We start from the raw sequence: 20799 nt of genomic DNA on the forward strand, positions 1-20799 counted from the left end.
CTGCCAGATCGCGACTTCAGAGGTTTTTCATGGAACTGCTACGGGTGGTTTATCACCAGTATCGTTGGCCATTTCTGGCGGTTATGGCATTGACCATGACCAGCGCCGGCTTAGGCATCGGTATCATTGCGTTTATCAATCAATATCTGATGGACGCCGGCGGCGATGCATTGGCTGTGCTGCCGATGTTTCTCGCCCTGCTGGCATTGCTAATGGCGGTCACGCTGGGATCGCAATTGGCGCTGACGACATTGGGCCATTACTTCGTCTACCGCCTGCGCGGGCAGTTAGTGAAGCGCATCCTGGATACCGATATTGAGCGCCTTGAACAGTTAGGCAGTGCCTCATTGTTGGCCAGTCTCTCCAGCGATGTCCGCAATATCACCGTCGCCTTCGTGCGCTTGCCCGAACTGGTGCAAGGGGTGATTTTAACCCTGGGGTCGGCGGCCTATCTGGGGTGGCTATCACCGAAAATGCTGGCGGTGACGGCGGTGTGGGTCGCGGTCACCGTGGTGGGCAGCGGTTGCCTGGTCTCGCGGGTTTATCGCCATATGGCCAGTTTGCGCGAGTCGGAAGAGCGTCTCTATCATCATTATGAATCGGTGATTGACGGTCGCAAGGAACTGACGTTAAACCGCAAGCGAGCGCAGGCGCTGTACGAACAGACCTATCAACCCGATGCGCAAGCTTACCGCCACCATATCATTCGCGCCGATACCTTCCATTTGAGTGCGCTCAACTGGTCAAATATCATGATGTTGGGGGCGATCGGACTGGTGTTCTTTATGGCTAACAGCCTGGGATGGGCGAACTCGGCGGTGGCCGCCACGTATTCCCTGACGCTGCTGTTCTTGCGCACGCCATTACTGCAGGCGGTCGGGGCGTTTCCGACGCTGGTCAGCGCCGAAGTTGCTTTCAACAAGCTGAAGACGCTACGCCTGGCCGAGTACCAACCGGCGTTCCCTGCCGCCGCCGGCCGTTCCTGGCAGACGCTGGAGCTGCGCGACGTGGTTTTTCACTATGCCGATACGGAGCAACAACCCGGTTTTGCCGTCGGGCCGCTTAATCTGATGCTGCGGCGTGGCGAGCTGATCTTTTTGATCGGCGGCAACGGCAGCGGCAAGTCAACGCTGGCGATGCTGTTGACCGGGTTGTACCGGCCGGTGAGCGGGCACATCGTTCTGGATGGCGTCGCGCAGACCGCGGCGGATATGCCGGACTATCGTCGGCTGTTTTCGGCGATTTTCACCGATTTTCATCCGTTCGATCGTTTGCAAGGGCCGGAAGGCGGCGAACCCGATGCGGAACTGGTCGCCGGCTGGCTCGAGCGGTTGAATATGAAAAGCAAGCTGCAGTTCGACGGCGCCAGGGTGACTAACCCGCAACTGTCGCAGGGGCAGCGCAAGCGCCTGGCTTTGCTGCTGGCCGTGGCGGAACAGCGCGATATCTTGCTGTTGGATGAATGGGCCGCGGATCAGGATCCGCAATTCCGGCGCATTTTCTATCGCGAGCTGTTGCCAGAACTGCGCGCGCTGGGCAAAACGGTGTTTGCCATCAGCCATGACGATCACTATTTCGAACATGCCGATCGGCTGCTTGAGATGCGCTCGGGTCATTTACGTGAGCTGACCGGCAGCGAGCGTGAACACGCCAGCCGGGATTCCGTCAGCAGAATTGGTTAACTCACGCCGGCCCGAGCGAGACCAAAGCGGGCCGGTGCTTCTCTCCGTATGATCCCAGTACGTCGCTTCATTTTATCCCCCGCCTTCAGCGCTGTCTGTTGCCGATTTGGCTTATGGCCAGTCAAATAATTGATAGTTGAATCATTTACCAGTGGTTTAATTTTGACCACTCAAGGTATGGCACACTGCACGTTCGGTCGCCTATCAATTCAAGTTATCGCCTGCCGATAACAGTGATATCCACGGTGCCGTTCTTACTGAGGCGGTGATGCAGGTCTATGGCTAGCAGCTGTTTTTTAAATTTCCATAGGAAAAAACGACTTTATCGATCGTTAAAACAGATCAATAATTATTATTTGAATGGTTTAATCTATTGGTTGAGGGCGCTGTGGTGAGCAAGGATGGATCGGATATCAAACGTAGAGCATGGCTGTGTGTGTTTATCGGTAGCGGGCTGTTCTGGCTGTTAACCGCCGCCGTGATTTACTGGTTACTGAGTTAGCAGGTTAAGCAGGAAGGCGATTCGTGAACAAAAAGCAGGCTAAAAACCGTGAGGGCGCTGAGCGTCGCGCACAGTCCAAAATTCCGCCGTCATGGGTGCTGAGCGATGAGCAGCGCGCCTTTATTGATGATTTATGGCAGGACACCGACTCTGAGCCCGTGCGGCCCCCATTGCGCCGCAGCGTTAGCTGATCACGCGGCTGCGGCCGGCCAGCGCGCCGAACAGCATTTGCAAGACGGTCAGGCCCAGCAGGGCGATCAACGGCAAGCGCCAGCCTTCCGTCAGATCGTGCAGCAGGCCGAACAGGGTGGGCCCCAGCGCCGCCAACAGATAACCGACGGATTGCGCCATACCCGACAGCAGCGTCGCCTGATGATGATGCTGACTGCGCAATCCAAAGAACGACAGCGCCAGCACCAGTGAACTCCCCGCCCCCAACCCGGCAAACGTCAGCCACACCAGTGAACTGGCGGGTTGCACCAATAATCCCCCGACGCCGATGAAGATCAGCAGCGAGCTGCCCAACGCTATCGCCCGCTGATCGCGCGCCCGCGGCAAAATCACCACCATGACAAAGTTGGCGACGATCGCTACCACCTGGTAAACGAACAGTTCGAAACCCGCCTGCTGAGCGGAGGTGCCGTGGCTGGCGGCAAAAGCGCTGAACCAGCCGATGATGGTGTAGAAGGCGATCGATTGCAGCCCCATGAACATCGCCACTTGCCAACCCAGCGCGCTGCCCCAGGGGGAGCGATAGCGTTGCGGCTCCGTCGGCTGCGGCTCTTTAGCGGCGGGTGTGGTGGAGCGCCGCAGCTGCGGCAACCACACCAGCAGCGCCAACAGCGCAGGCAAGCCCCAGCATAACAAGGAGAACCGCCAGCCAAGGTCGGCCAGCGAAGCCAGTGGCACGGCCAAACCGGAAGCGATGGCGGCAACCAGCGACATCACCGCCGCATAGGCGGCGATCATCGCGGCGGCGCGATGCGGGAAATCTCTTTTCACCAGCGTCGGCAGCACCACGTTGGCGAAGGCGATGGCGGCGCCGATCAGGATGCTGCCCGGCCATAGCATGGCGTCTTGCGGCAGGGAGCGCAGGGTGATGCCGCAGATCAGCAGCGCGAGGGCGAGGCCCAAGGTGCGCTCGATACCGATGCGTTTCGCCAGCGCCGGGGTCAATGGCGAGAGGATGGCGAACAGGATCAGCGGCAGCGAATTGATCAGGCCGGCGGCGGTGGCGGACAACGCCAGCTGTTGCTGGATCTGCTCCAGCAGCGGGCCGACGCTGGTCAGGGCGGCGCGCAAATTGGCCGCGATCAGCATAATGCCGACGATCAGCAGAATAGGGCGGTGTAACCGGCGACGCGGGGTCGCGGTGGACGCTGGGGGTGAAGCGGGTTGCGGCATGGGTTCCTCGCACCAGGGCATGCAGTCAATCAGTGCTGCATGGCGTGATGCGTTGATTGACGTTAACGCTTACGTACCGAAAATCGACGGTATCCGTTCGCCAGTGTAGGGAAGATGGCTCGTGCTGACAAGGGGACGGCCCGGCGGGATGGCGGCGGTTAATCCCCGCTGGCCGACGGATAATTGCCATTATGTGATCCTGGTCACTGAGTGAACTAAAAGTCATGGCGCGGGGCGCACCATGCGTCGCTTTCGCTTTCCGTGCAGCCCACGCCTCAGCGCTCCGGGGGGTATCGCCCGTCATGGCATTTCACTTTTCCCCCCTTCCGCTTTTAGGCTTTTCGATCCGTTTCGATTCGAAAGGTTTTTTGGCGGTTTTTTTGCTAAAACGGGGCTGTAAGCCCGATCACAATTTCATTGCTTTCGCTTTGCTGTAATGCCAGCGCAGTAGAGCGAAAGCCATCTTCTCCCCGGCGATGCCGGAAACCTGAGGACCGCAGCTCATGCCAGTGAATACCGCAAAGCGACGTGAACACATTATCGATCTGTTATGCGAACACGGCAGCGTGCGCGTGGAGCAGCTCAGCAAACAGTTTGCGGTATCCACGGTGACGATCCGCAACGATCTGCGCTTTCTGGAACGAAAAGGGTGTGCGCTGCGCGCTTACGGCGGCGCGATGCTCAATCAGCAATTCGCTTTCGATCGGCCGCTGCGGGACAAAGGGCGGTTGAATCGCGACGTCAAAACGCTGATCGCCAACGCGGCGGCCGGCTATGTGCGCGACGGCGATGCGCTGATCCTCGATTCCGGTTCAACCACCGCGCAGATCGTGCCGTTCCTGAAGGGGCGGCGCGATCTGGTGGTGATGACCAATGCGCTGAACATTGCCTACGAGCTTTCGGGAAACGACGGGGTGGAAGTCATGGTGCTGGGGGGCAGCGTGCGCCGCAACTCTTACTCGCTCTACGGTCCGGCTGCCGAGCAGCAATTGCGTCAGTACCGCTTCGACAAACTGTTTTTGGGCGTCGACGGGTTCGATCTGAGCGCCGGCATCACCACGCCTCACCCCGGTGAAGCGCACCTCAATCGCGTGATGTGCGAGGTGGCGCGCGAGATTATCGCGGTGGCGGATGCCAGCAAATTCGGTCGCAAAAGCTTTTGCATGATTCGCGAAGCCGGACAAATCCATCGGCTGATCACCGACAGCCGTCTTCCGGACGATTACGAGCGGGCGTTAACCGAGCTGGGCGTTGAGGTCATCATCGCCGATCGGTAGCACGGCGCCTGCATGGGGGCTTCATGCAGCAGTTGTTACAGCTTGTCGAGCAGCACAAGGCCGGTATGCCGGTCGGGATCTTTTCCGTCTGTTCCGCCCATCCCTGGGTTCTGAAGGCCGCGCTGCGGCAGGCCAAAGCGCGTGGCACGCCGGTGTTGGTGGAGGCGACGTCCAATCAGGTCAATCAGTTCGGCGGCTATACCGGCCAAACGGCGACCCAGTTCCGCGATGCGCTGTGGCGTCTGGCGGATGAGGTGGGCCTGGCGCGCGAGCGCGTGTGGCTGGGCGGCGATCATCTGGGGCCCAATGCTTGGCAAGATCGCCCGGCTCAGGAAGCGATGGCGCTGGCGGAAACCTTGATAGACGATTACGTTCGCGCCGGATTTCGCAAAATTCACCTCGATTGTTCCATGTCGTGCGCCGATGATCCCTCGCCTCTGGGGGATGCCACGGTTGCCGAGCGGGCGGCGCGTTTGTGCGCGGTAGCGGAACGCGCCTGGGCGCAGAGCGGCGGTGAAGCGCCGGTCTATGTGATCGGCACCGAAGTGCCGGTGCCGGGCGGCGCGCAGGAGGCGCTGGCGGGTCTGCAGGTCACCACGCCGCAGGCGGTGGCGCAAACGCTGGAAACACATCGTATCGCCTGGCAAAAGGCCGAGCTGAACGATGCCTGGCAGCGAACTATCGCGCTGGTGGTGCAGCCGGGCGTCGAGTTCGATCACCACAGCGTTGAGCACTACCAGCCACAGCGCGCCGACGCATTGAGCCATTTCATTGAACGGCAGCCGGGCATGATCTATGAAGCGCACTCCACGGACTATCAGCCGCCGCAGGCCTACCGCCAACTGGTGCGCGATCATTTCGCCATCCTGAAGGTGGGGCCGGCGCTGACCTTTGCGCTGCGCGAAGCGCTGTTCGCCCTCGATCGCATCGAACGCGAATGGCTGGGGGAACGCCAGTCGGCGCAGCTGTGCGCCACGCTGGAGCAGGTGATGCGCGAGCAGCCGCAGCAGTGGAGCCGCTATTACCACGGCACGCCGCACCAACAGTACCTCGATCGCCACTACAGCCTGAGCGATCGGGTGCGTTACTACTGGCCGCAGCCGCAGGTGCAGCAGGCGGTCGACGGTTTGCTGGACAACCTGCGCCGCAGCCCGGCGCCGCTGGCGCTGCTCAGCCAGTACCTGCCGGATCAGGCGCGGGCGCTGAACGCCGGCGAATTGAGCGCCGATCCGCAGGAGTGGGTGCTGCATAAAGTGACGCAGGTGCTCGACGATTACCACGCCGCCTGTTACCCGGAGGGCCGCTGATATGCCGAACATTTTAATGACCCGCATCGACAATCGCCTGGTGCACGGCCAGGTAGGCGTGACCTGGACCAATACCCTCGGCGCCAACCTGGTGGTGGTGGCCAACGACGAGGCCGCCGCCGATCCGGTGCAGCAGAACCTGATGGACATGGTGGTGGCGGAAGGGGTGCAGACCCGTTATTTCACGCTGCAGAAAACCATTGACGTGATCCACAAGGCGGCGGATCGGCAGAAGATCTTTCTGGTGTGCAAAACGCCGCAGGATGTGTTGACGCTGGTGCGCGGCGGGGTGCCTATCCGTTTCGTCAACGTCGGCAATATGCACTTCGCCGAGGGGAAGCGGCAGGTGCACAAAACGGTGTCGCTGGACGACGGCGACGTGGCCGCGTTCCGCGCGCTGGCGGAGCTGGGCGTGGAGTGCGAAGTGCGCCGGGTGCCGGATGAAGCGGGTGAGGCGATCGGCAAACTGCTCTTTTGAGCCTGGGGGAAAGCATGTTGACGGATGCGTTATTGATTGCGCTGTTGGCCGGGCTGGCGGGGGTTGACCTGTTCGACGGTCTGACCCACTTCCACCGGCCGGTGGTGATGGGGCCGCTGGTGGGGCTGATTTTGGGCGATGTCTACACCGGGTTGCTGGTGGGCGGCACGCTGGAGCTGGTGTGGATGGGGATGGTGCCGCTGGCGGGCGCCCAACCGCCGAACGTGGTGATCGGCGGGGTGATCGGCACCGCATTCGCCATTCTGACCAAGGCCGATCCTAAAGTGGCGATCGGCGTGGCGGTGCCGTTCTCGATTGCGGTGCAGGGCTGCATCACGCTGCTGTTTACGTTGTTCTCACCGATGATGCACCGCTGCGATCGCATGGTGAAAGCGCTGAACTGGCGCGGTATCGAACGGGTGAACTATCTCGGCATCAGCATTCTGTTCATCTTCTATTTCGTGGTGGCGTTCCTGCCGATTTACTTCGGCGCCGATGCGGCCAGCGCCATGGTGCAGAAAGCGCCGGGCTGGCTGCTGGACGGGCTGGCGGTGGCGGGCGGCATGATGCCGGCGATCGGTTTCTCGCTGCTGATGAAAGTGATGATGAAAAAAACCTACGTGGCCTATTTTATCCTCGGTTTCATCTCGGTCACGTTTCTCAAGCTGCCGATCCTGGCGGTGGCGCTGGGGGCTCTGGCGATCGCTCTGATCGACTTCTTCAACACGCAACGCGGCGCGGCAGAGGCAACCGCCCGGCCCGCTCCGCAGGAGGACGCCGAAGATGGCATTTAACGATTCCGACGATCTGCTGGCGCAAAAAGCCGAGCAGCGCATGGCTCAGGCGCTGGCCACCAGCCAGGTGGAACAGGACGATTATCTGGACAGCCAGCCCGCCGAAGCGCTGACGCGCGGCGACATCAACCGCATGGCCTGGCGTTCGCTGCTGTTGCAGGCGTCGTTCAACTACGAGCGCATGCAGGCGGGCGGCTGGCTGTATCAGCTGATCCCCGGGCTGCGCAAGATCCACCGCAACCCGCAGGATCTGGCCAACTCGATGAAGATGCACATGGAATTTATCAACGTGCACCCGTTCGACGTCACCTTCCTGTCCGGTTTGGTGCTGGCGATGGAGCAGAACAAGGAGAAGATCTCCACCATTCGCGCAGTGAAAGTGGCGCTGATGGGGCCGCTCGGCGGTATCGGCGACGCGCTGTTTTGGCTGACGCTGCTGCCGATCTGCGCCGGCATAGGCGCTTCGCTGGCATTGGAGGGCAGCCTGTTCGGGCCGATCGTTTTCCTGCTGCTGTTCAACCTGTTCCACTTCGGCCTGCGTTTTGGGCTGGCGCACTACGGCTACCAGGCCGGCACCAGCGCGCTGGCGCTGCTGAAGACCCACACCCGGCGCATTTCGCACGCTGCCTCCATTGTCGGCATGACGGTGATCGGCGCGCTGGTGGCCTCGTATGTGCATCTGTCCACGCCGCTGGTGATGCATGCCGGCAAGGCCAGCGTGGCGCTGCAGACCGACGTGCTGGACAAGCTGATGCCCAACTTGTTGCCGCTGTGTTTCACGCTGCTCATTTTCTTCCTGATGAAGCGCGGATTCTCGCCGGTGAAGCTGATTGGCGTCACCGTAGCGATCGGCGTGGTGGGCAAATTTATCGGTATTTTGTGAGGAGCGGGCTATGCCAGGCATTGTGATTACCGGCCACGGCGGCTTTGCCACCGGGCTGTTGCAGGCGATGGAACAGGTGGTGGGGCCGCAGCGGCACTGTGCGGCGGTCGATTTCCCCGAACAGATGAGTACCGCGCAGCTCAACGACGCCTTACGCTCGGCGCTGGCGGCGGTGGCGCAGCCGGACGGTGTGGTGTTCCTGACCGATATGCTCGGCGGTTCGCCGTTTCGCAGCGCCTGCGAGCTGGCGGATGCGCAGGGGGATTGTGAAGTGCTCACCGGCGTCAACATGCAGTTGGCGGCGGAAATGATGCTGGAGCGCGATGGGCTGAGCCTGGATGAATTTCGCGAGATGGCTTTGGCGTGCGGTAAACGCGGGCTGACCAGTCTGTGGCATGAACGCCGCCGGGTGAAGTGCGAAGACGCGCAGGCCGACGGCATCTGAACGAAAACCGGGCGCGCTTGCGCCCGGCTTCGTGAGTTATGCCGGCAACGGGCTCAGCGCCAGGCGCGCCGGTTGGTCTTCGCCGCGGCTGAAGCGCCAGCAGGTCTGGTGGTACTTCGCCACGCTGTTGCGGTGCGCTACGCTGATCAGCGTCATGTCCGGCAGTTCATCCACCAGCAGGCAGTACATCAGTTGCTCGGTTTCGTCGTCCAGCGCGCTGGTGGCTTCGTCGAGGAACAGGAGGCTCGGGCGAATCAACAGGGCGCGGGCGAACGCCAGCCGCTGTTGCTCACCCGGCGACAGGCGATGGCTCCAGTTGGCGGAGGTATCCAGCCAGCGCTGCAGGTGTTTCAGACGGCAGTTTTCCAGCACCCGCATCAACTGTTCGTCGCTGTATTCTGACGCCAGGCTCGGGTAGCTCAGCGCCTCGCGCAGCGTGCCGATCGGAATGTAGCTGCGCTGGGGCAGGAACAGCGCGTTGGCGTTGGCCGCCACCCCGATGGCGCCCGCGCCGTAAGGCCAGATACCGGCGATGGCCCGCAGCAGCGTCGACTTGCCGCAGCCGGAAGGGCCGACGATCAGCAGGCGATCGCCGCGTTGCAGCGTCATCTCGGCGCCGGCCAGCAGCGGTTGGCCGTCGGGCAAGTTCAGGCTGAGGTTATCCAGCGTCAACGGATGGGCGCTCTCTTCCCGCAACTGAATGCCGCGCGGCTGATGGTGAACCTGATCGACAGCGGCGTTGAAGCCGGCCAAACGGTTAACGCAGGCTTTCCAGGTCGCCAAGTCGTTAAACGCGTCGATAAACCACGACAGCGCACCCTGCACCTGGCCGAAGGCCGAGGCGATCTGCATCAGGCCGCCCATCTGAATGGCGCCGGAGAAGTAGCGCGGCGCCGCCACCAGCAGGGGAAACACGATGGCGAACTGGCCGTAGAAGTTGGTGGCGATGTTCAGCCGCCGGGTGATGCGCATGATCGCCCACCAGTTGCTGCGAATGGTGTCGAAACGGTCACCCAACTGTTGCGCCTCGCGCGGTTCGCCGTGGTATAGCGCAATGGCGTCGTTATTTTCGCGGATGCGGATCAGGCCGAAACGGAAGTTCGCTTCATACCGCTCCTGGTTAAAGCCCAGCATGACCAGCGGTTTGCCGACCCACCAGATCAGCAGCGATCCCAGCACCGCATACAGCAGCGCGAACCACACCATATAGCCGGGCAAGGTGATGGCGTGTTGACCGAGCGCGAAGGTCATCGGCCCGCTGACGTGCCATAAAATGTCGATAAAGGAAAACAGCGTCACCAGGCTGGAGAGCAGCCCGAGCGACAGTGACAGGGTATATTGGGTCAATACGTTGAGATCTTCGGCGATACGCTGATCGGGGTTATCGACGATCTGCTGCTGCTCGGTATGGTAATACGCCTGGTGCGCCAGCCATTTTCCCATGAACTTTTCCGTCATCCAGCGCCGCCAGCGCATCTGCAGCCCCTGAGTCAGGTAGATCTTGTAGACCGCCAGCACGATGAAGATCAGCGCCAGGTAGGTGAAGCGCCACAGCTGCGCCTTGAACACCGGGTAGTTTTTGTTCTGCAACGCATCGTAGAACACCTGGTTCCACTGGTTGATCTGCACGCTGATATAGACCAGACCGAGCGACAGGATGACGATGGCGATCAGCATCGCCCAGGCGCGCCATCGCTCCTCAGACACCCAAAAGGGTTTGATCAGCTGCCACACGGCGTGTTTCTGCAAGGGGGTTGCGTTCATAACGGCTCGATAATTGCGGTATTTTCTTCAGCATGGGCTGCGGGCCGGTAACAAACAAACCGCGACTGTAAGCAGTTTTGACTCGGCTAACCGTTTGAAATAAGGCGGCTGAATCGTCAGCGGCGCGCTGGCAGGCGCAATTGCGGCATACACTCCGGCGTAGGGCGGTTATACTGGCGCCGAATTTTTGCAGAAAGGATAAACGATGAAGGCTTGGTTTCCCCTGTTGCTGACCTGCGGCGTCTTCGCCAGCGCCCGGGCCTGGGCGCACATTGACGAGCCGGACATCGCCGCCGACTGCCAAAAGGTGGCGAGCTACGCCGAACTGGGAAAAAAGGCCTATCAGCGGCAGGATTACGCCAAAGCCGCCGACATCTTTCGCGATCAGGCGGCCTGGAGCGAGTTTTGCGGCTTGAGCGAGCAGGCTGTCGCCACGGCTTACAACAACGTGGCGTTGTCGCTGATGCACGCCGGCGAATTGCTCAAGGCGCAGGCCTATCTGGCGCTGGCGCCGCACGACGACAAATCGCAGCACAACCTGAGCCTGTTGCGTCAACGGTTGGCGCAGCGGCCGCAGCCGCAGGGGCCGGGCGGCGTGTACTGGCAATACGCCGGGCGAGGCGTGTGGAGCGAAGTGGTGGTGAAGCCGCAGGGCGAGCGCTGGTTGATCGATTTTTCCGGCTACGCCATGCCGCAGATGGGGCTGTATTACGGGCCGAACATGGGGGACTTCTCCGCCGAGCTGCCGATCGAACACGGCAAGGCTGTCTACCACCAGCATGAAGCGGAAAGCGCGCAGGTCTGCGACGTGACGATGGAGTTTGGCGAGCAAGCGTTGGAAATGCACACGCGGGGCGATTGCGGGTTCGGCCACAACGTGCGGGCGGAAGGGCGGTTCGTGCGGGTAGAATGACCCGCCCCGACGATCGGGGCGAGCAGGGTTATGCCAGCGCGGCGGCGCCCAGCAGGTTCTTCCAGGCTTCCACATTACCCAGATAGTTGCCGGCTGGCAGCAGATGCAGGCGGCCATCACTATCCTGCAGCGCAAAGGTCGGGAAGCCCTGGCCTTGCACTTTGGCCAGCAGCGCCCGGCTTTCCGCGATGTGTTGCGCGGTCGGTGCGCCGCTGTTGAAGCGCATTTCGGCGATAAACGCCGCCGAAGGCAACCCCAGCTCTTTCGCCAACGCCTCCAGCACTGGTGTATCGGCGATGCGCCGGCCTTCCTTATAGTGCGCCTGCTGAATGCGGTGCAACATATCCAGCCCGCGTCCAGACAGCTTTTCCGCCGCCAGGATAGCGGTGATCGGCGGTTCGGAATCCATCACCGCCGTGGTGTCGCGCAGCAGGCCGTTGAAATAGGCTTCGCCGAACGGCTGGCCCGTCATTTCGGCGATGCGTTTGTCGTGCGGAATGACGTAGTTGCGCCACTCGTCTGTGATCTGGCGGCGATTGTTGCCGGTCATCATGCCGCCGGCGTGCGGTACGATCTTCAGCCCGGGGAGGCTCTGAGCCGCTTTCACCAGCGGCGCGGCGCCGTAGCACCAGCCGCACAGCGGATCGAAAATGTAATGCAGAGTGGTTTCGGTCATTTTTACTCCTCGTCTGGCGCGCGGCAGCTCGCCGCGGCGCCAGGGCTGGCTCAATCACGCACGGGCGCTTATTGCGGCCACTTCATCTCGCCTTTCAGCACTTTCGCGCTCAGTTCCAGGCTCGATTCGTCTTTCAGCGTCGGGTAGTGCTTTTTCATCGCTTCAATCAGCGCGGCGGAATCCTTGGCCTTCGGCAGTTCGGCTTCCAGCGTGGTCAGGTATTTTTGGGTAAAGTGCACCGATGCCAGCGTCTGTGCGGCGCCCGGCAGGAAGTGGCCCGGCACGACGACCTGCGGCTTCAGCGCTTCGATGTTTTTCAGCGTCTGCTGCCAGTGCTGGCGCGATTCCACGGTCTGGTTGTCGGCGATCCACGGATGGATATTGTCACCGGCGACCGCGACGCCGCCCACGACCGCTTTCAGCGCCGGGATCCAGACGAAGGTGCGATCGGGGGTCGGGCCGTTCAGGCCTTTCACTTCCACTTTCTGGCCGTCGATGGTGAAGCTGTCGCCCTGCAGCGGCTGCGGCACGATCACGGTTTTCGGCGCGTTGTCTTTCAGGATCGGGCCCCAATAGGCGACTTTGCCGTCTTTGGTGGCGTTGATGTCCTTGATGGTGCCAGGCGAAGCGATGATTTTCGCCTCCGGGAAGGCCGCTTTAATCACGTCCAGACCGAAATAGAAATCCGGGTCTGAGTGGCTGATATAAACGGTGGTCAGCTTCTTGCCGGTCGCCTTGATCTTTTTCACCAGCTCTTCGGCATCGTTACGCTGGAACTGAGCGTCAATCAGCGCCACTTCGTGTTGGCCGCTGACGATTTCGGAAGACACCGGGAACACGCTTTTCTCGCCCGGGTTATACACTTCCATGGTCAGGGTATCGGCAGCGGTGGCGTAGGTGCTCAGGGTGGCGACGCCGGTGAAGGCCAGAGTTAACAGTGATTTCTTAAACATGGGCAGAGGTCCTTAGGTATCGGTTAATGTTGTAACGATGTTAGGTTGCATAAAGCGATAGAAAAACCGGATAATAAGCAATTATTCGTTGCATAAATCGGACTAATCATGGATCGCATTACCGCCGCTGAAGTTTTTGTCACCATCGTCGATCGCGGCAGCATGATCGCCGCCGCGGAAACGCTGGAGATGTCGCGCGCGATGGTGACGCGCTACCTGGCGCAGATGGAGCAATGGGCCGGCGCGCGTTTACTGCACCGCACTACCCGTAAGCTTAGTCTGACCGACGCCGGTGAGCGTACTCTGGAACGTTGCCGACAAATGCTGGCGCTGGCGGGAGAGATCGACCTGGTGGAGGAAGGGCAGAGCGACGAACTGCGCGGCCTGCTGCGCATTACCTGTTCGCAGTCGCTCGGGCAAACGGCGCTGGTGGGGGCGGTCGCTCAGTATCTGAAGCGTCACCCGCAGGTGGCGGTCGATCTGCAGATGAACAACCGGGCGGTGAACCTGGTGGAAGAGCGCATCGATCTGGCGCTGCGCATCACCAACGAGCTGGATCCCAACCTGATCGCCCGTCCGCTGTCCACCTGCGCATCGGTGGTGTGCGCCGCGCCGGCGTATCTGGCGGCACACGGCACCCCGCGCCAACCGCAGGATCTGGCGTTGCACAACTGCCTGACCTACTCCTATTTCGGCAAAAGCCTGTGGCACTTCGATGCTCAGGGGGTGAAATCGGCGGTGGCGGTCAGCGGCAACCTGAGCGCCAACGAGTCGGTGGTGTTGATGGCCGGCACGGTGCAGGGCGCGGGCATTTCCATGCAGCCCTATTATTCGGCGGCCCCGCTGCTGGCCAGCGGCGAACTGGTCGAATTGTTGCCGGATTACCGGCCGCAGTCGATGGGCATCTACGGCATCTACACCTCGCGTCGCCAGATGCCCGCCACCTTGCGCACCATGCTGGACTTTCTGGTGGAGTGGTTCGCCACCGATCCGCAGTGGCAGGCGACGCTGCGCTAAGGTCTCGGCAATATTCCCTGGCCGCTTTCAGCGCCTGACAGCGGCGGCCAGGCGGGCGGAGAAGCGTGCCGCCTGCTGATGCAGATGGTCGATAAAGGCCGTGACCAGCGCCGATGAAGGGCGGTGCAGCGGCCGGATCAGGCTGACGGTGAACGGCACGTCGATGCTGAACGGCCGCACGTGCACGCCGCTGCCGGCATAGTCGAGCGCCGTCAGCGGGTTAACGATCGACACCCCCACGCCGGCTCTCACCATGGCGCACACCGACGCCGCACTGTGCGTTTCCATCACCATGCGGCGCTCGACGCCCTGTTCGCCGAACAGCGCATCCAGCAAGTGACGATAGCTGTCGGTGCTCGACAGACTGATAAAGTTCTGCCCGGTGAAGTCCTGCGGCGTCAGCTGGTCTTTTACCAGCAGCGGGTGGCCCGTCGGCAGCACGCACACTTCGTTCAACGTCATCAGCGTCACCCGTTCGGTGCCCGCCGGCGTGAGGGTGGTTTCCGTCAGCCCGAGATCGTGGCGCTGGGCAGACAGCCACTCTTCCAGCAGCGGCGACTCTTGCGGGATCACGCTGAAGCTGACTTCCGGATAACGTTCGATAAAGGGCTGGCACACCGCCGGCAGCAGCGATTGGGAGAATACCGGCAGGCACACGATCGACAGCTGCGCCTGCTGAAACTGGCGGATGCCGGCGGCGGCGTTGACGATGCGATCGAGGCCGTAATAGGAGCGCTGTACCTCTTCGAACAACCGTAACCCTTGCACGGTGGGGGACAAACGCCCGCGCACCCGGTCGAACAGCTGCAGCCGAATCAGCTTTTCAAAGCGCGCCAGCTCGCGGCTGACGGTCGGTTGCGAGGTTTGCAGCAGGGCTGCCGCCTCGGTCAGGTTGCCGGTGGTCATCACCGCCCGAAAGATTTCGATCTGCCGCAAAGAGATACTGTGCATGGCGAGGCCGCTCGACTGTAGAGAAAGCCATATCATAAATGAATAGACTACGGCTAAATAGATATTTTCCACTCGATTCAGCGTGCGGCACTATGGCTTTATCTGCCGTCATTTTCGAATTGGGAATATCGCCATGCCACGCCCGTTGCACGACACCTCCACCGCGTTGAACGCCGCTAACCTGCTGGCCTTGCCGCAGCGTTTCGGTTGCCCGGTCTGGGCCTATGATGCTGACATCATCAGCCAGCGCATCGCTCAGCTGCGCCACTTCGACACCATTCGTTTCGCGCAGAAGGCCTGTTCGAACATTCATATTTTGCGCTTGATGCGCGAGCAGGGCGTGAAGGTGGATTCGGTGTCGCTGGGCGAGCTCGAACGGGCGCTGCAGGCCGGTTTTCAACCGGGCGGCGAACCGAGCGAGATCGTGTTTACCGCGGACGTGTTGGATCACGCCACGCTGGCGCGCGTCAGCGAATTGAAGATCCCGGTTAACGCAGGTTCCATCGACATGCTGGATCAGCTCGGCAAGGTTTCCGCAGGGCACCCGGTGTGGCTGCGCGTTAACCCGGGATTTGGCCACGGCCACAGCCAGAAAACCAACACCGGCGGCGAGAACAGCAAGCACGGCATCTGGTATGCCGACCTGCCGCAGGCGGTGGAGAAGATCCGCCGCTACGGCCTGCAACTGATCGGCGTGCACATGCACATCGGTTCCGGCGTCGATTACCAGCATCTGGAGCGCGTCTGCGATGCGATGGTGCAGCAGGTGATCGATCTCGGTCATGACATCAGCGCCATTTCCGCCGGCGGCGGCCTGTCTATCCCGTATCAGTACGGTGAAGAGGCGATCGATACCGAACACTATTTCGGTTTGTGGAACCGGGCGCGTGAACGCATCGCCGCGCATCTGGGGCATCCGGTACAGCTGGAGATCGAACCCGGGCGTTTCCTGATGGCGGAAGCGGGCGTATTGGTGGCCGAGGTGCGGGCGGTAAAAGACATGGGCAGCCGCCACTTCGTGCTGGTGGACGCCGGTTTTAACGATCTGATGCGCCCGGCAATGTACGGCAGCTATCATCATATTTCGCTGTTGCCGGCCGATGGGCGCGATACCTCGGGGCAAGCGCTGCGCGAAACGGTGATCGCCGGGCCGCTGTGCGAATCCGGCGACGTGTTCACCCAGCAGGCGGGCGGTGGCGTGGAAACCCGCGAGCTGCCGCCGGTGCAGATCGGCGATTATCTGGTGTTCCACGACACCGGCGCCTACGGCGCATCGATGTCCTCCAACTACAACAGCCGTCCGCTGTTGCCTGAAGTGCTGTTCGAAAACGGCGAGCCGCGTTTGATCCGCCGCCGCCAAACCATCGAAGAGCTGATCGCGCTGGAGCTTATCTGATCAGCGGGCGGGCGCTTTGCGCCCGCTTCACAGCGTCATGCGGCGGTGCTGGCCATTGGGCAATTGCACATCCAGCGACAGCGTGCCGCCCATCGCCTCGATATAGCGTTTGAGCGACGACAGTTTGATTTCGCTGCCGCGCTTTTCCAAATTGGCGACGGAGGGTTGGCTGATGCCGAGCCGCTTCGCCAATTCAACCTGAGAAACCGCCAACTCTTCCCTCAGCATCGCCAGCCGCAGCTCGAAAATCTCCTGGTCCGCTTTTTGCCTGGCGGCGGCAACGACGGCGGGATCGAGTTTATCGATCAGTTGGGATAAAGGTTTGGCCATCTGCACTACCTCCGGGTTGCCAGATAATGTGAAAACTCCATGGCCGCGATGGGCACATGCGCTGGTAAAAGCGTTTGTCGCCGGTTTTATCGCCGCCGCACAGCAATACCGCTTGCCGCTGTGGATCAAAGGCGAAAAACACCCTGAAAGGGCGCCCGCGATGTTGAATGCGCAGCTCCTTCAACTGCCGGACCGCGTCGGAAAAATGCAGCGTATCGGCATGCGGCCGCGCCAATTGCGGGCCGAACGTCTGCAATTTGTAGATCGCCGCCAGGATGCTTGTTTGCTGGGCGTTGTTCAGCGCTAAAAACCAGTCGTCAAACCGTTCGACGGTCACCACTTGCCACATGATGCGCTCAGAATATAGCTTTTATGCTATATAGTGTAAAGGTTATTATGCCAACAATATGCACGAACGCTGGGAGCGGAAAAAATCCAAAAGCGGGAAATGCGGCGGGCTGCGCAATCTGAGCGCATGGGTGACGGCTCACCCATGCGGCGGCGGGAATTACGGCTGTTCGTGCGCGTTGTTGAGGGTGGCGACCGAGTGGCGGCGCACCAGCGTTGGGCTGAACATGTTGGTGATTTCCGGCAGCGGTTGCCGGTTGGCCAGCGCCAGCGCCAGCTCCGCCGCCTGGGTCGCCATCGCCACGATCGGGTAGCGAATGGTGGTCAGGCGCGGCCGAAGATAGCGCGAAATCAGCACGTCGTCGAAACCGATCAGCGAAATTTCCCCCGGTACGTCGACGCTGTTATCGCTCAGCACCGAAAGCGCGCCGGCGGCCATCGGATCGTTGTAGCAGGTAATGGCGGAGAACGAACGGCCGCGGCCGAGCAATTCGGTCATCGCCTGTTCGCCGCCGATTTCGTCCGGTTCGCCATAGGCGATCAGCTTTTCATCCACCGCAATATCGTGTTCCCGCAGCGCGTCGAGATAGCCCTGCAGCCGGTCGGTGGCGTCGGAAATCTGGTGGGTGGAGCAGATGATGGCGATGCGCTGATGCCCTTGCTGGATCAGATGACGGGTTGCCAGCCAGGCGCCGTAGCGATCGTCGAGCGCCACGCAGCGCGTTTCGAAGCCCGGCAGCGTGCGGTTGATCAGCACCATGCCCGGGATCTGTTGCATCCAGCCGCAAAGTTCCTGATCGCTCAGCCTTTTGGCGTGCACCACCAGCGCTTCGCAGCGGTGCCGCACCAGCTGTTCAATCGCCTGACGCTCTTTTTCGGCGTCGTGGTAACCGTTGCCAATCAGCAGAAAATTGTGGGTGGCGTAGGCCACCTGCTCGACCGCCTTGACCATCGCGCCGAAGAAGGGATCGGAAACGTCGGAGACGATCAGCCCCAGCGTCTCGGTGGATTGCTGCGCCAGCGCCCGAGCGTTGGCGTTAGGGTGATACTGCAGCTGTTCCATCGCGGCCTGCACCGCGGTGCGCGACCCTTCGCTGGCCTTGGGGGAATTGTTTATCACGCGGGATACCGTGGCCACGGAAACCCCCGCCAGCCTGGCAACATCCTTTATCGTAGCCATATCAGTCAACACATCCTGGGTAATCGCTTACATCCCCCAGTTTTGCGGAAAAAAACCGGGGCTGCAAGCGGTCTCGTGCGCAACTTGTGGCGGCGGTTGCAGAATCTCTTCGAGTCTGTACGCATAACCAACTGCTACCGAACGATAGCGCAATTTGTACGTTGGCACCGGCGGCGGGCTGAGGTAACGTCTGTGCATTCCGATTTGCGCCGAGAACGCCATGTCCATTAAACGCTATCCGCAGCTCGCCCATTGGGGGGCTTATACCGCCGTGGTTGAAGACGGCCGGCTTATCCGTTGTGAACCCTTCGTCGACGATCCCGACCCTTCGCCGCTGCTCGATTCCATCGCGCCGATGGTTTACTCCGACAAGCGCATTCGCAAGCCGGCGGTGCGCCGCTCGTGGCTGCAAAAGCGCGAGGGCAGCGACCGTACGCTGCGCGGCAGGGAAGATTTCGTCGAGGTGGACTGGGAATTGGCGCTCGATTTGGTGGCGCAGGAGAATCGCCGGGTGCGCGAGCGCTACGGCGCCTCCGGGTTGTTTACCGGCTCTTATGGCTGGTCGTCGGCCGGGCGGCTGCACCATGCCCGCTCGCTGGTGCGGCGGTTCTATTTCAGCGGCGGCGGCGGGGTCGATCAGCAGGGCAACTACAGCTGGGGCGCGGCGCAGTTCTTTCTGCCGTATGTGATCGGCACTTTCTCGCCGTTGACCGGGCGCGTCACCAGTTGGCCGAGCGTGGTGGAGCATTGCGAGCTGTTTGTGGCGTTTGGTGGGTTGGCGCTGAAAAACGCTCAGGTCTCTTCCGGCGGTGCGGCGGAACATGCGCTCAAGCCCTGGCTGCAAAAGCTGGCGCGCAAGGGCACGCCGGTGGTCAACATCAGCCCGATGCGCGATGATTGCCCCGAGTTCGTCAATGCGGAATGGATCCCGATCCGGCCGAATACCGACGTGGCGCTGATGCTGGCGCTGGCTTACGAAATCCAGCGGCTGGGCGCGCAGGATGAAGCCTTCCTGCACAGCCACTGCGTGGGTTATCAACAGTTGGCGGAATACCTGAACGGCGTGAGCGACGGCGTGGCGAAAACGCCGGCCTGGGCCAGCGCCATCACCGGCATTCCGACGGCGCGCATAGCGCTGCTGGCGCGGCAGCTGATCGGCGTGCGCAGTTTTATCACCTGTTCCTACTCCGTGCAGCGCGCGCATCGTGGCGAGCAACCGTACTGGATGATGATCGCGCTGTCGGCGATGCTGGGTCAGGTGGGGCTGCCGGGTGGCGGTTTTTCGTTCGGCCACGGCTCAATGAACGGCGTCGGCAACCCGCGCGTGGATACCCCCGCGCCGACCATGCCGGTAGGGGATAACCCGGCCGGGCTGGCGATCCCGGTGGCGCGCATCTGCGACATGCTGTTGCACCCCGGCGAAGCCTATCAATTTTGCGGCGAGACGCGGCATTATCCGGATATCCATCTGGTGCATTGGGCCGGCGGCAACCCGTTCCATCACCATCAGCAGTTGAATCGGCTGGTGGAAGGTTGGCAGAAGCCGGATACGGTGATCGTCCAAGATATCTGGTGGACGGCGGCAGCCAAAATGGCGGATATCGTGTTGCCGGTCACCAGTTCGCTGGAGCGCAACGACATCGGCGGCTCGTCGCGCGATCGTTACGTGCTGGCGATGCATCAGGCCATTGCGCCGCAGCATCAGGCGCGCAACGATTTCGATATCTTCGCCGATCTGGCCGAGCGTCTCGGTTATCGCGAGCGCTTTACCGAAAACCGCGATGAGCGCGCCTGGATCGAAGCTATCTATCGGCAATGCGGCGTGTCGCAGCAGCGCGCCGGCGTCGCCTGGCCCGAGTTTGAGGCGTTCTGGCAACGGGGCTATGTCGAGCTGCCCGCGCCGGCTAAAGAGTTTGTATTTTTTGACGCGTTTCGCGCCGATCCCCAGGTTAACCCGCTGCAAACGCCCAGCGGCAAGATCGAATTGTTCAGCGAGCGGATCGCCGGCTACCGCTACGAAGATTTCGCTCCGCATCCGCAGTGGCGGCCGCCGGTGGAGTGGCTGGGTGCGCCGCAGGCCAAAAACTGGCCGCTGCACCTGATCTCCATTCAACCGAGCGATCGCCTACATAGCCAGATGGATCCGGCGCCGCTGGCGCAGGGCAACAAGACCGCCGGGCGCGAAACCCTGTATATGCATCCGGACGATGCGGCGCCGCGCGGCGTGGCGGACGGCGCCGAAGTGCTGGTCAGCAATGCGCGCGGCAGCTGTCTGGCGGGGGTATCGCTCACCGATGGTGTGACGCGCGGCGTGGTGTTGATGGCGACCGGTGCCTGGTTCGAGCCGGGTTTCGACGCGCAGCGCCGGCCGCTCGAGCAGGCGGGCAACCCGAACGTGCTGACGCTGGATATCGGCACCTCGCCGCTGACGCAGGGGCCGAACGCCATGAGCTGTCTGGTCGAGGTCAGCGCGCGATGAGGGAAGATTTCACGTCTGGG

General features: G+C 61.6%; 21 protein-coding genes. 13 read left to right on the top strand and 8 right to left on the bottom strand.

Annotated elements, in window-relative coordinates; all coding sequences use genetic code 11:
* The first annotated feature begins 29 nt into the window (after positions 1–29).
* The 3 genes from ACJ8PN_RS21440 (at position 30) to ACJ8PN_RS21450 (ending at position 2375) form a co-directional block, all read left to right on the top strand.
* On the top strand, positions 30–1682 hold the full coding sequence (locus ACJ8PN_RS21440; RefSeq protein WP_171454668.1) for a multidrug ABC transporter permease/ATP-binding protein: 1653 nt from the start codon (positions 30–32) through the stop codon (positions 1680–1682).
* 388 nt (positions 1683–2070) lie between these two features.
* Positions 2071–2184, top strand: coding sequence for a YmiA family putative membrane protein (locus ACJ8PN_RS21445; protein WP_049232362.1), 114 nt, complete (start codon positions 2071–2073; stop codon positions 2182–2184).
* 23 nt (positions 2185–2207) lie between these two features.
* Positions 2208–2375 (top strand): hypothetical protein, encoded by a 168-nt coding sequence (locus ACJ8PN_RS21450; RefSeq protein WP_021505683.1) that lies wholly within the window; start codon positions 2208–2210, stop codon positions 2373–2375.
* On the opposite strand, the gene ACJ8PN_RS21455 is transcribed toward ACJ8PN_RS21450, so the two are convergent.
* Complete coding sequence (locus ACJ8PN_RS21455) at positions 2368–3588, bottom strand: CynX/NimT family MFS transporter (RefSeq protein WP_442535207.1); 1221 nt, start codon at positions 3586–3588, stop codon at positions 2368–2370. The two genes, ACJ8PN_RS21450 and ACJ8PN_RS21455, sit on opposite strands and share 8 nt — an antisense overlap.
* Positions 3589–4091: 503 nt before the next feature.
* On the opposite strand from ACJ8PN_RS21455, the gene agaR reads away from it, so the two are divergent.
* Genes agaR through agaF form a run of 6 tightly spaced genes read left to right on the top strand, consistent with a single transcriptional unit; the run spans position 4092 to position 8772 of the window.
* On the top strand, positions 4092–4865 hold the full coding sequence (agaR, locus tag ACJ8PN_RS21460) for a transcriptional repressor AgaR (RefSeq protein ID WP_004931804.1): 774 nt from the start codon (positions 4092–4094) through the stop codon (positions 4863–4865).
* 23 nt (positions 4866–4888) lie between these two features.
* On the top strand, positions 4889–6172 hold the full coding sequence (locus ACJ8PN_RS21465) for a D-tagatose-bisphosphate aldolase, class II, non-catalytic subunit (RefSeq protein ID WP_342579286.1): 1284 nt from the start codon (positions 4889–4891) through the stop codon (positions 6170–6172).
* Between the two features lies 1 nt (position 6173).
* Positions 6174–6650, top strand: a complete 477-nt coding sequence (agaV, locus tag ACJ8PN_RS21470; RefSeq protein ID WP_004931808.1) for a PTS N-acetylgalactosamine transporter subunit IIB — start codon at positions 6174–6176, stop codon at positions 6648–6650.
* A 14-nt stretch (positions 6651–6664) separates the two neighbouring features.
* Complete coding sequence (agaW, locus tag ACJ8PN_RS21475; protein WP_004931810.1) at positions 6665–7444, top strand: PTS N-acetylgalactosamine transporter subunit IIC; 780 nt, start codon at positions 6665–6667, stop codon at positions 7442–7444.
* The gene (locus tag ACJ8PN_RS21480; RefSeq protein ID WP_025304087.1) at positions 7434–8327 is read left to right on the top strand and encodes a PTS system mannose/fructose/sorbose family transporter subunit IID; all 894 of its coding nucleotides are present in this window, start codon (positions 7434–7436) and stop codon (positions 8325–8327) included. The genes agaW and ACJ8PN_RS21480 overlap by 11 nt, the downstream gene beginning before the upstream one ends.
* Positions 8328–8337: 10 nt before the next feature.
* The gene (gene agaF / locus ACJ8PN_RS21485; protein WP_437189699.1) at positions 8338–8772 is read left to right on the top strand and encodes a PTS galactosamine/N-acetylgalactosamine transporter subunit IIA; all 435 of its coding nucleotides are present in this window, start codon (positions 8338–8340) and stop codon (positions 8770–8772) included.
* A 36-nt stretch (positions 8773–8808) separates the two neighbouring features.
* Here agaF and ACJ8PN_RS21490 read toward each other — a convergent pair whose 3' ends face one another.
* Complete coding sequence (locus ACJ8PN_RS21490; RefSeq protein WP_442535208.1) at positions 8809–10536, bottom strand: ABC transporter ATP-binding protein/permease; 1728 nt, start codon at positions 10534–10536, stop codon at positions 8809–8811.
* Between the two features lie 205 nt (positions 10537–10741).
* On the opposite strand from ACJ8PN_RS21490, the gene ACJ8PN_RS21495 reads away from it, so the two are divergent.
* Positions 10742–11449 carry a tetratricopeptide repeat protein gene (locus ACJ8PN_RS21495; protein WP_437189701.1) on the top strand — a complete coding sequence of 236 codons (708 nt, stop codon included), beginning with the start codon at positions 10742–10744 and terminating at the stop codon, positions 11447–11449.
* A gap of 28 nt (positions 11450–11477) precedes the next feature.
* On the opposite strand, the gene ACJ8PN_RS21500 is transcribed toward ACJ8PN_RS21495, so the two are convergent.
* A complete protein-coding gene (locus tag ACJ8PN_RS21500) occupies positions 11478–12125 on the bottom strand; it encodes a DsbA family protein (RefSeq protein ID WP_004931818.1) in 648 nt (215 codons plus the stop codon).
* A 68-nt stretch (positions 12126–12193) separates the two neighbouring features.
* Entirely contained in the window at positions 12194–13078 is an 885-nt protein-coding gene (locus tag ACJ8PN_RS21505; protein ID WP_004931820.1) for an MBL fold metallo-hydrolase, read from the bottom strand.
* A 108-nt stretch (positions 13079–13186) separates the two neighbouring features.
* Here ACJ8PN_RS21505 and ACJ8PN_RS21510 point away from each other — a divergent pair, with 108 nt between their 5' ends.
* Complete coding sequence (locus tag ACJ8PN_RS21510; RefSeq protein ID WP_015378928.1) at positions 13187–14095, top strand: LysR family transcriptional regulator; 909 nt, start codon at positions 13187–13189, stop codon at positions 14093–14095.
* A gap of 27 nt (positions 14096–14122) precedes the next feature.
* On the opposite strand, the gene ACJ8PN_RS21515 is transcribed toward ACJ8PN_RS21510, so the two are convergent.
* On the bottom strand, positions 14123–15046 hold the full coding sequence (locus tag ACJ8PN_RS21515; RefSeq protein WP_442535209.1) for a LysR family transcriptional regulator: 924 nt from the start codon (positions 15044–15046) through the stop codon (positions 14123–14125).
* A gap of 133 nt (positions 15047–15179) precedes the next feature.
* Between ACJ8PN_RS21515 and lysA the strand changes: the two genes are divergently transcribed.
* A complete protein-coding gene (gene lysA, locus ACJ8PN_RS21520) occupies positions 15180–16442 on the top strand; it encodes a diaminopimelate decarboxylase (RefSeq protein WP_351109310.1) in 1263 nt (420 codons plus the stop codon).
* A gap of 27 nt (positions 16443–16469) precedes the next feature.
* Here lysA and ACJ8PN_RS21525 read toward each other — a convergent pair whose 3' ends face one another.
* The 3 genes from ACJ8PN_RS21525 to galR all read right to left on the bottom strand — a co-directional run bounded on the left by ACJ8PN_RS21525 (position 16470) and on the right by galR (position 18300).
* Positions 16470–16772 (bottom strand): helix-turn-helix domain-containing protein, encoded by a 303-nt coding sequence (locus ACJ8PN_RS21525; RefSeq protein ID WP_004931828.1) that lies wholly within the window; start codon positions 16770–16772, stop codon positions 16470–16472.
* Positions 16741–17121: a type II toxin-antitoxin system RelE/ParE family toxin gene (locus ACJ8PN_RS21530; protein ID WP_436411453.1), complete on the bottom strand. Its 381-nt coding sequence runs from the start codon at positions 17119–17121 to the stop codon at positions 16741–16743. The genes ACJ8PN_RS21525 and ACJ8PN_RS21530 overlap by 32 nt, the downstream gene beginning before the upstream one ends.
* Before the next feature lie 159 nt (positions 17122–17280).
* Positions 17281–18300 carry an HTH-type transcriptional regulator GalR gene (galR, locus tag ACJ8PN_RS21535; RefSeq protein ID WP_135638588.1) on the bottom strand — a complete coding sequence of 340 codons (1020 nt, stop codon included), beginning with the start codon at positions 18298–18300 and terminating at the stop codon, positions 17281–17283.
* 220 nt (positions 18301–18520) lie between these two features.
* On the opposite strand from galR, the gene ACJ8PN_RS21540 reads away from it, so the two are divergent.
* Positions 18521–20779, top strand: coding sequence for a molybdopterin guanine dinucleotide-containing S/N-oxide reductase (locus ACJ8PN_RS21540; protein ID WP_437189702.1), 2259 nt, complete (start codon positions 18521–18523; stop codon positions 20777–20779).
* Positions 20780–20799 lie beyond the last annotated feature (20 nt).

It is taken from the genome of Serratia sp. CY76391, from assembly GCF_052166695.1.
Lineage (GTDB): Bacteria > Pseudomonadota > Gammaproteobacteria > Enterobacterales > Enterobacteriaceae > Serratia > Serratia nematodiphila.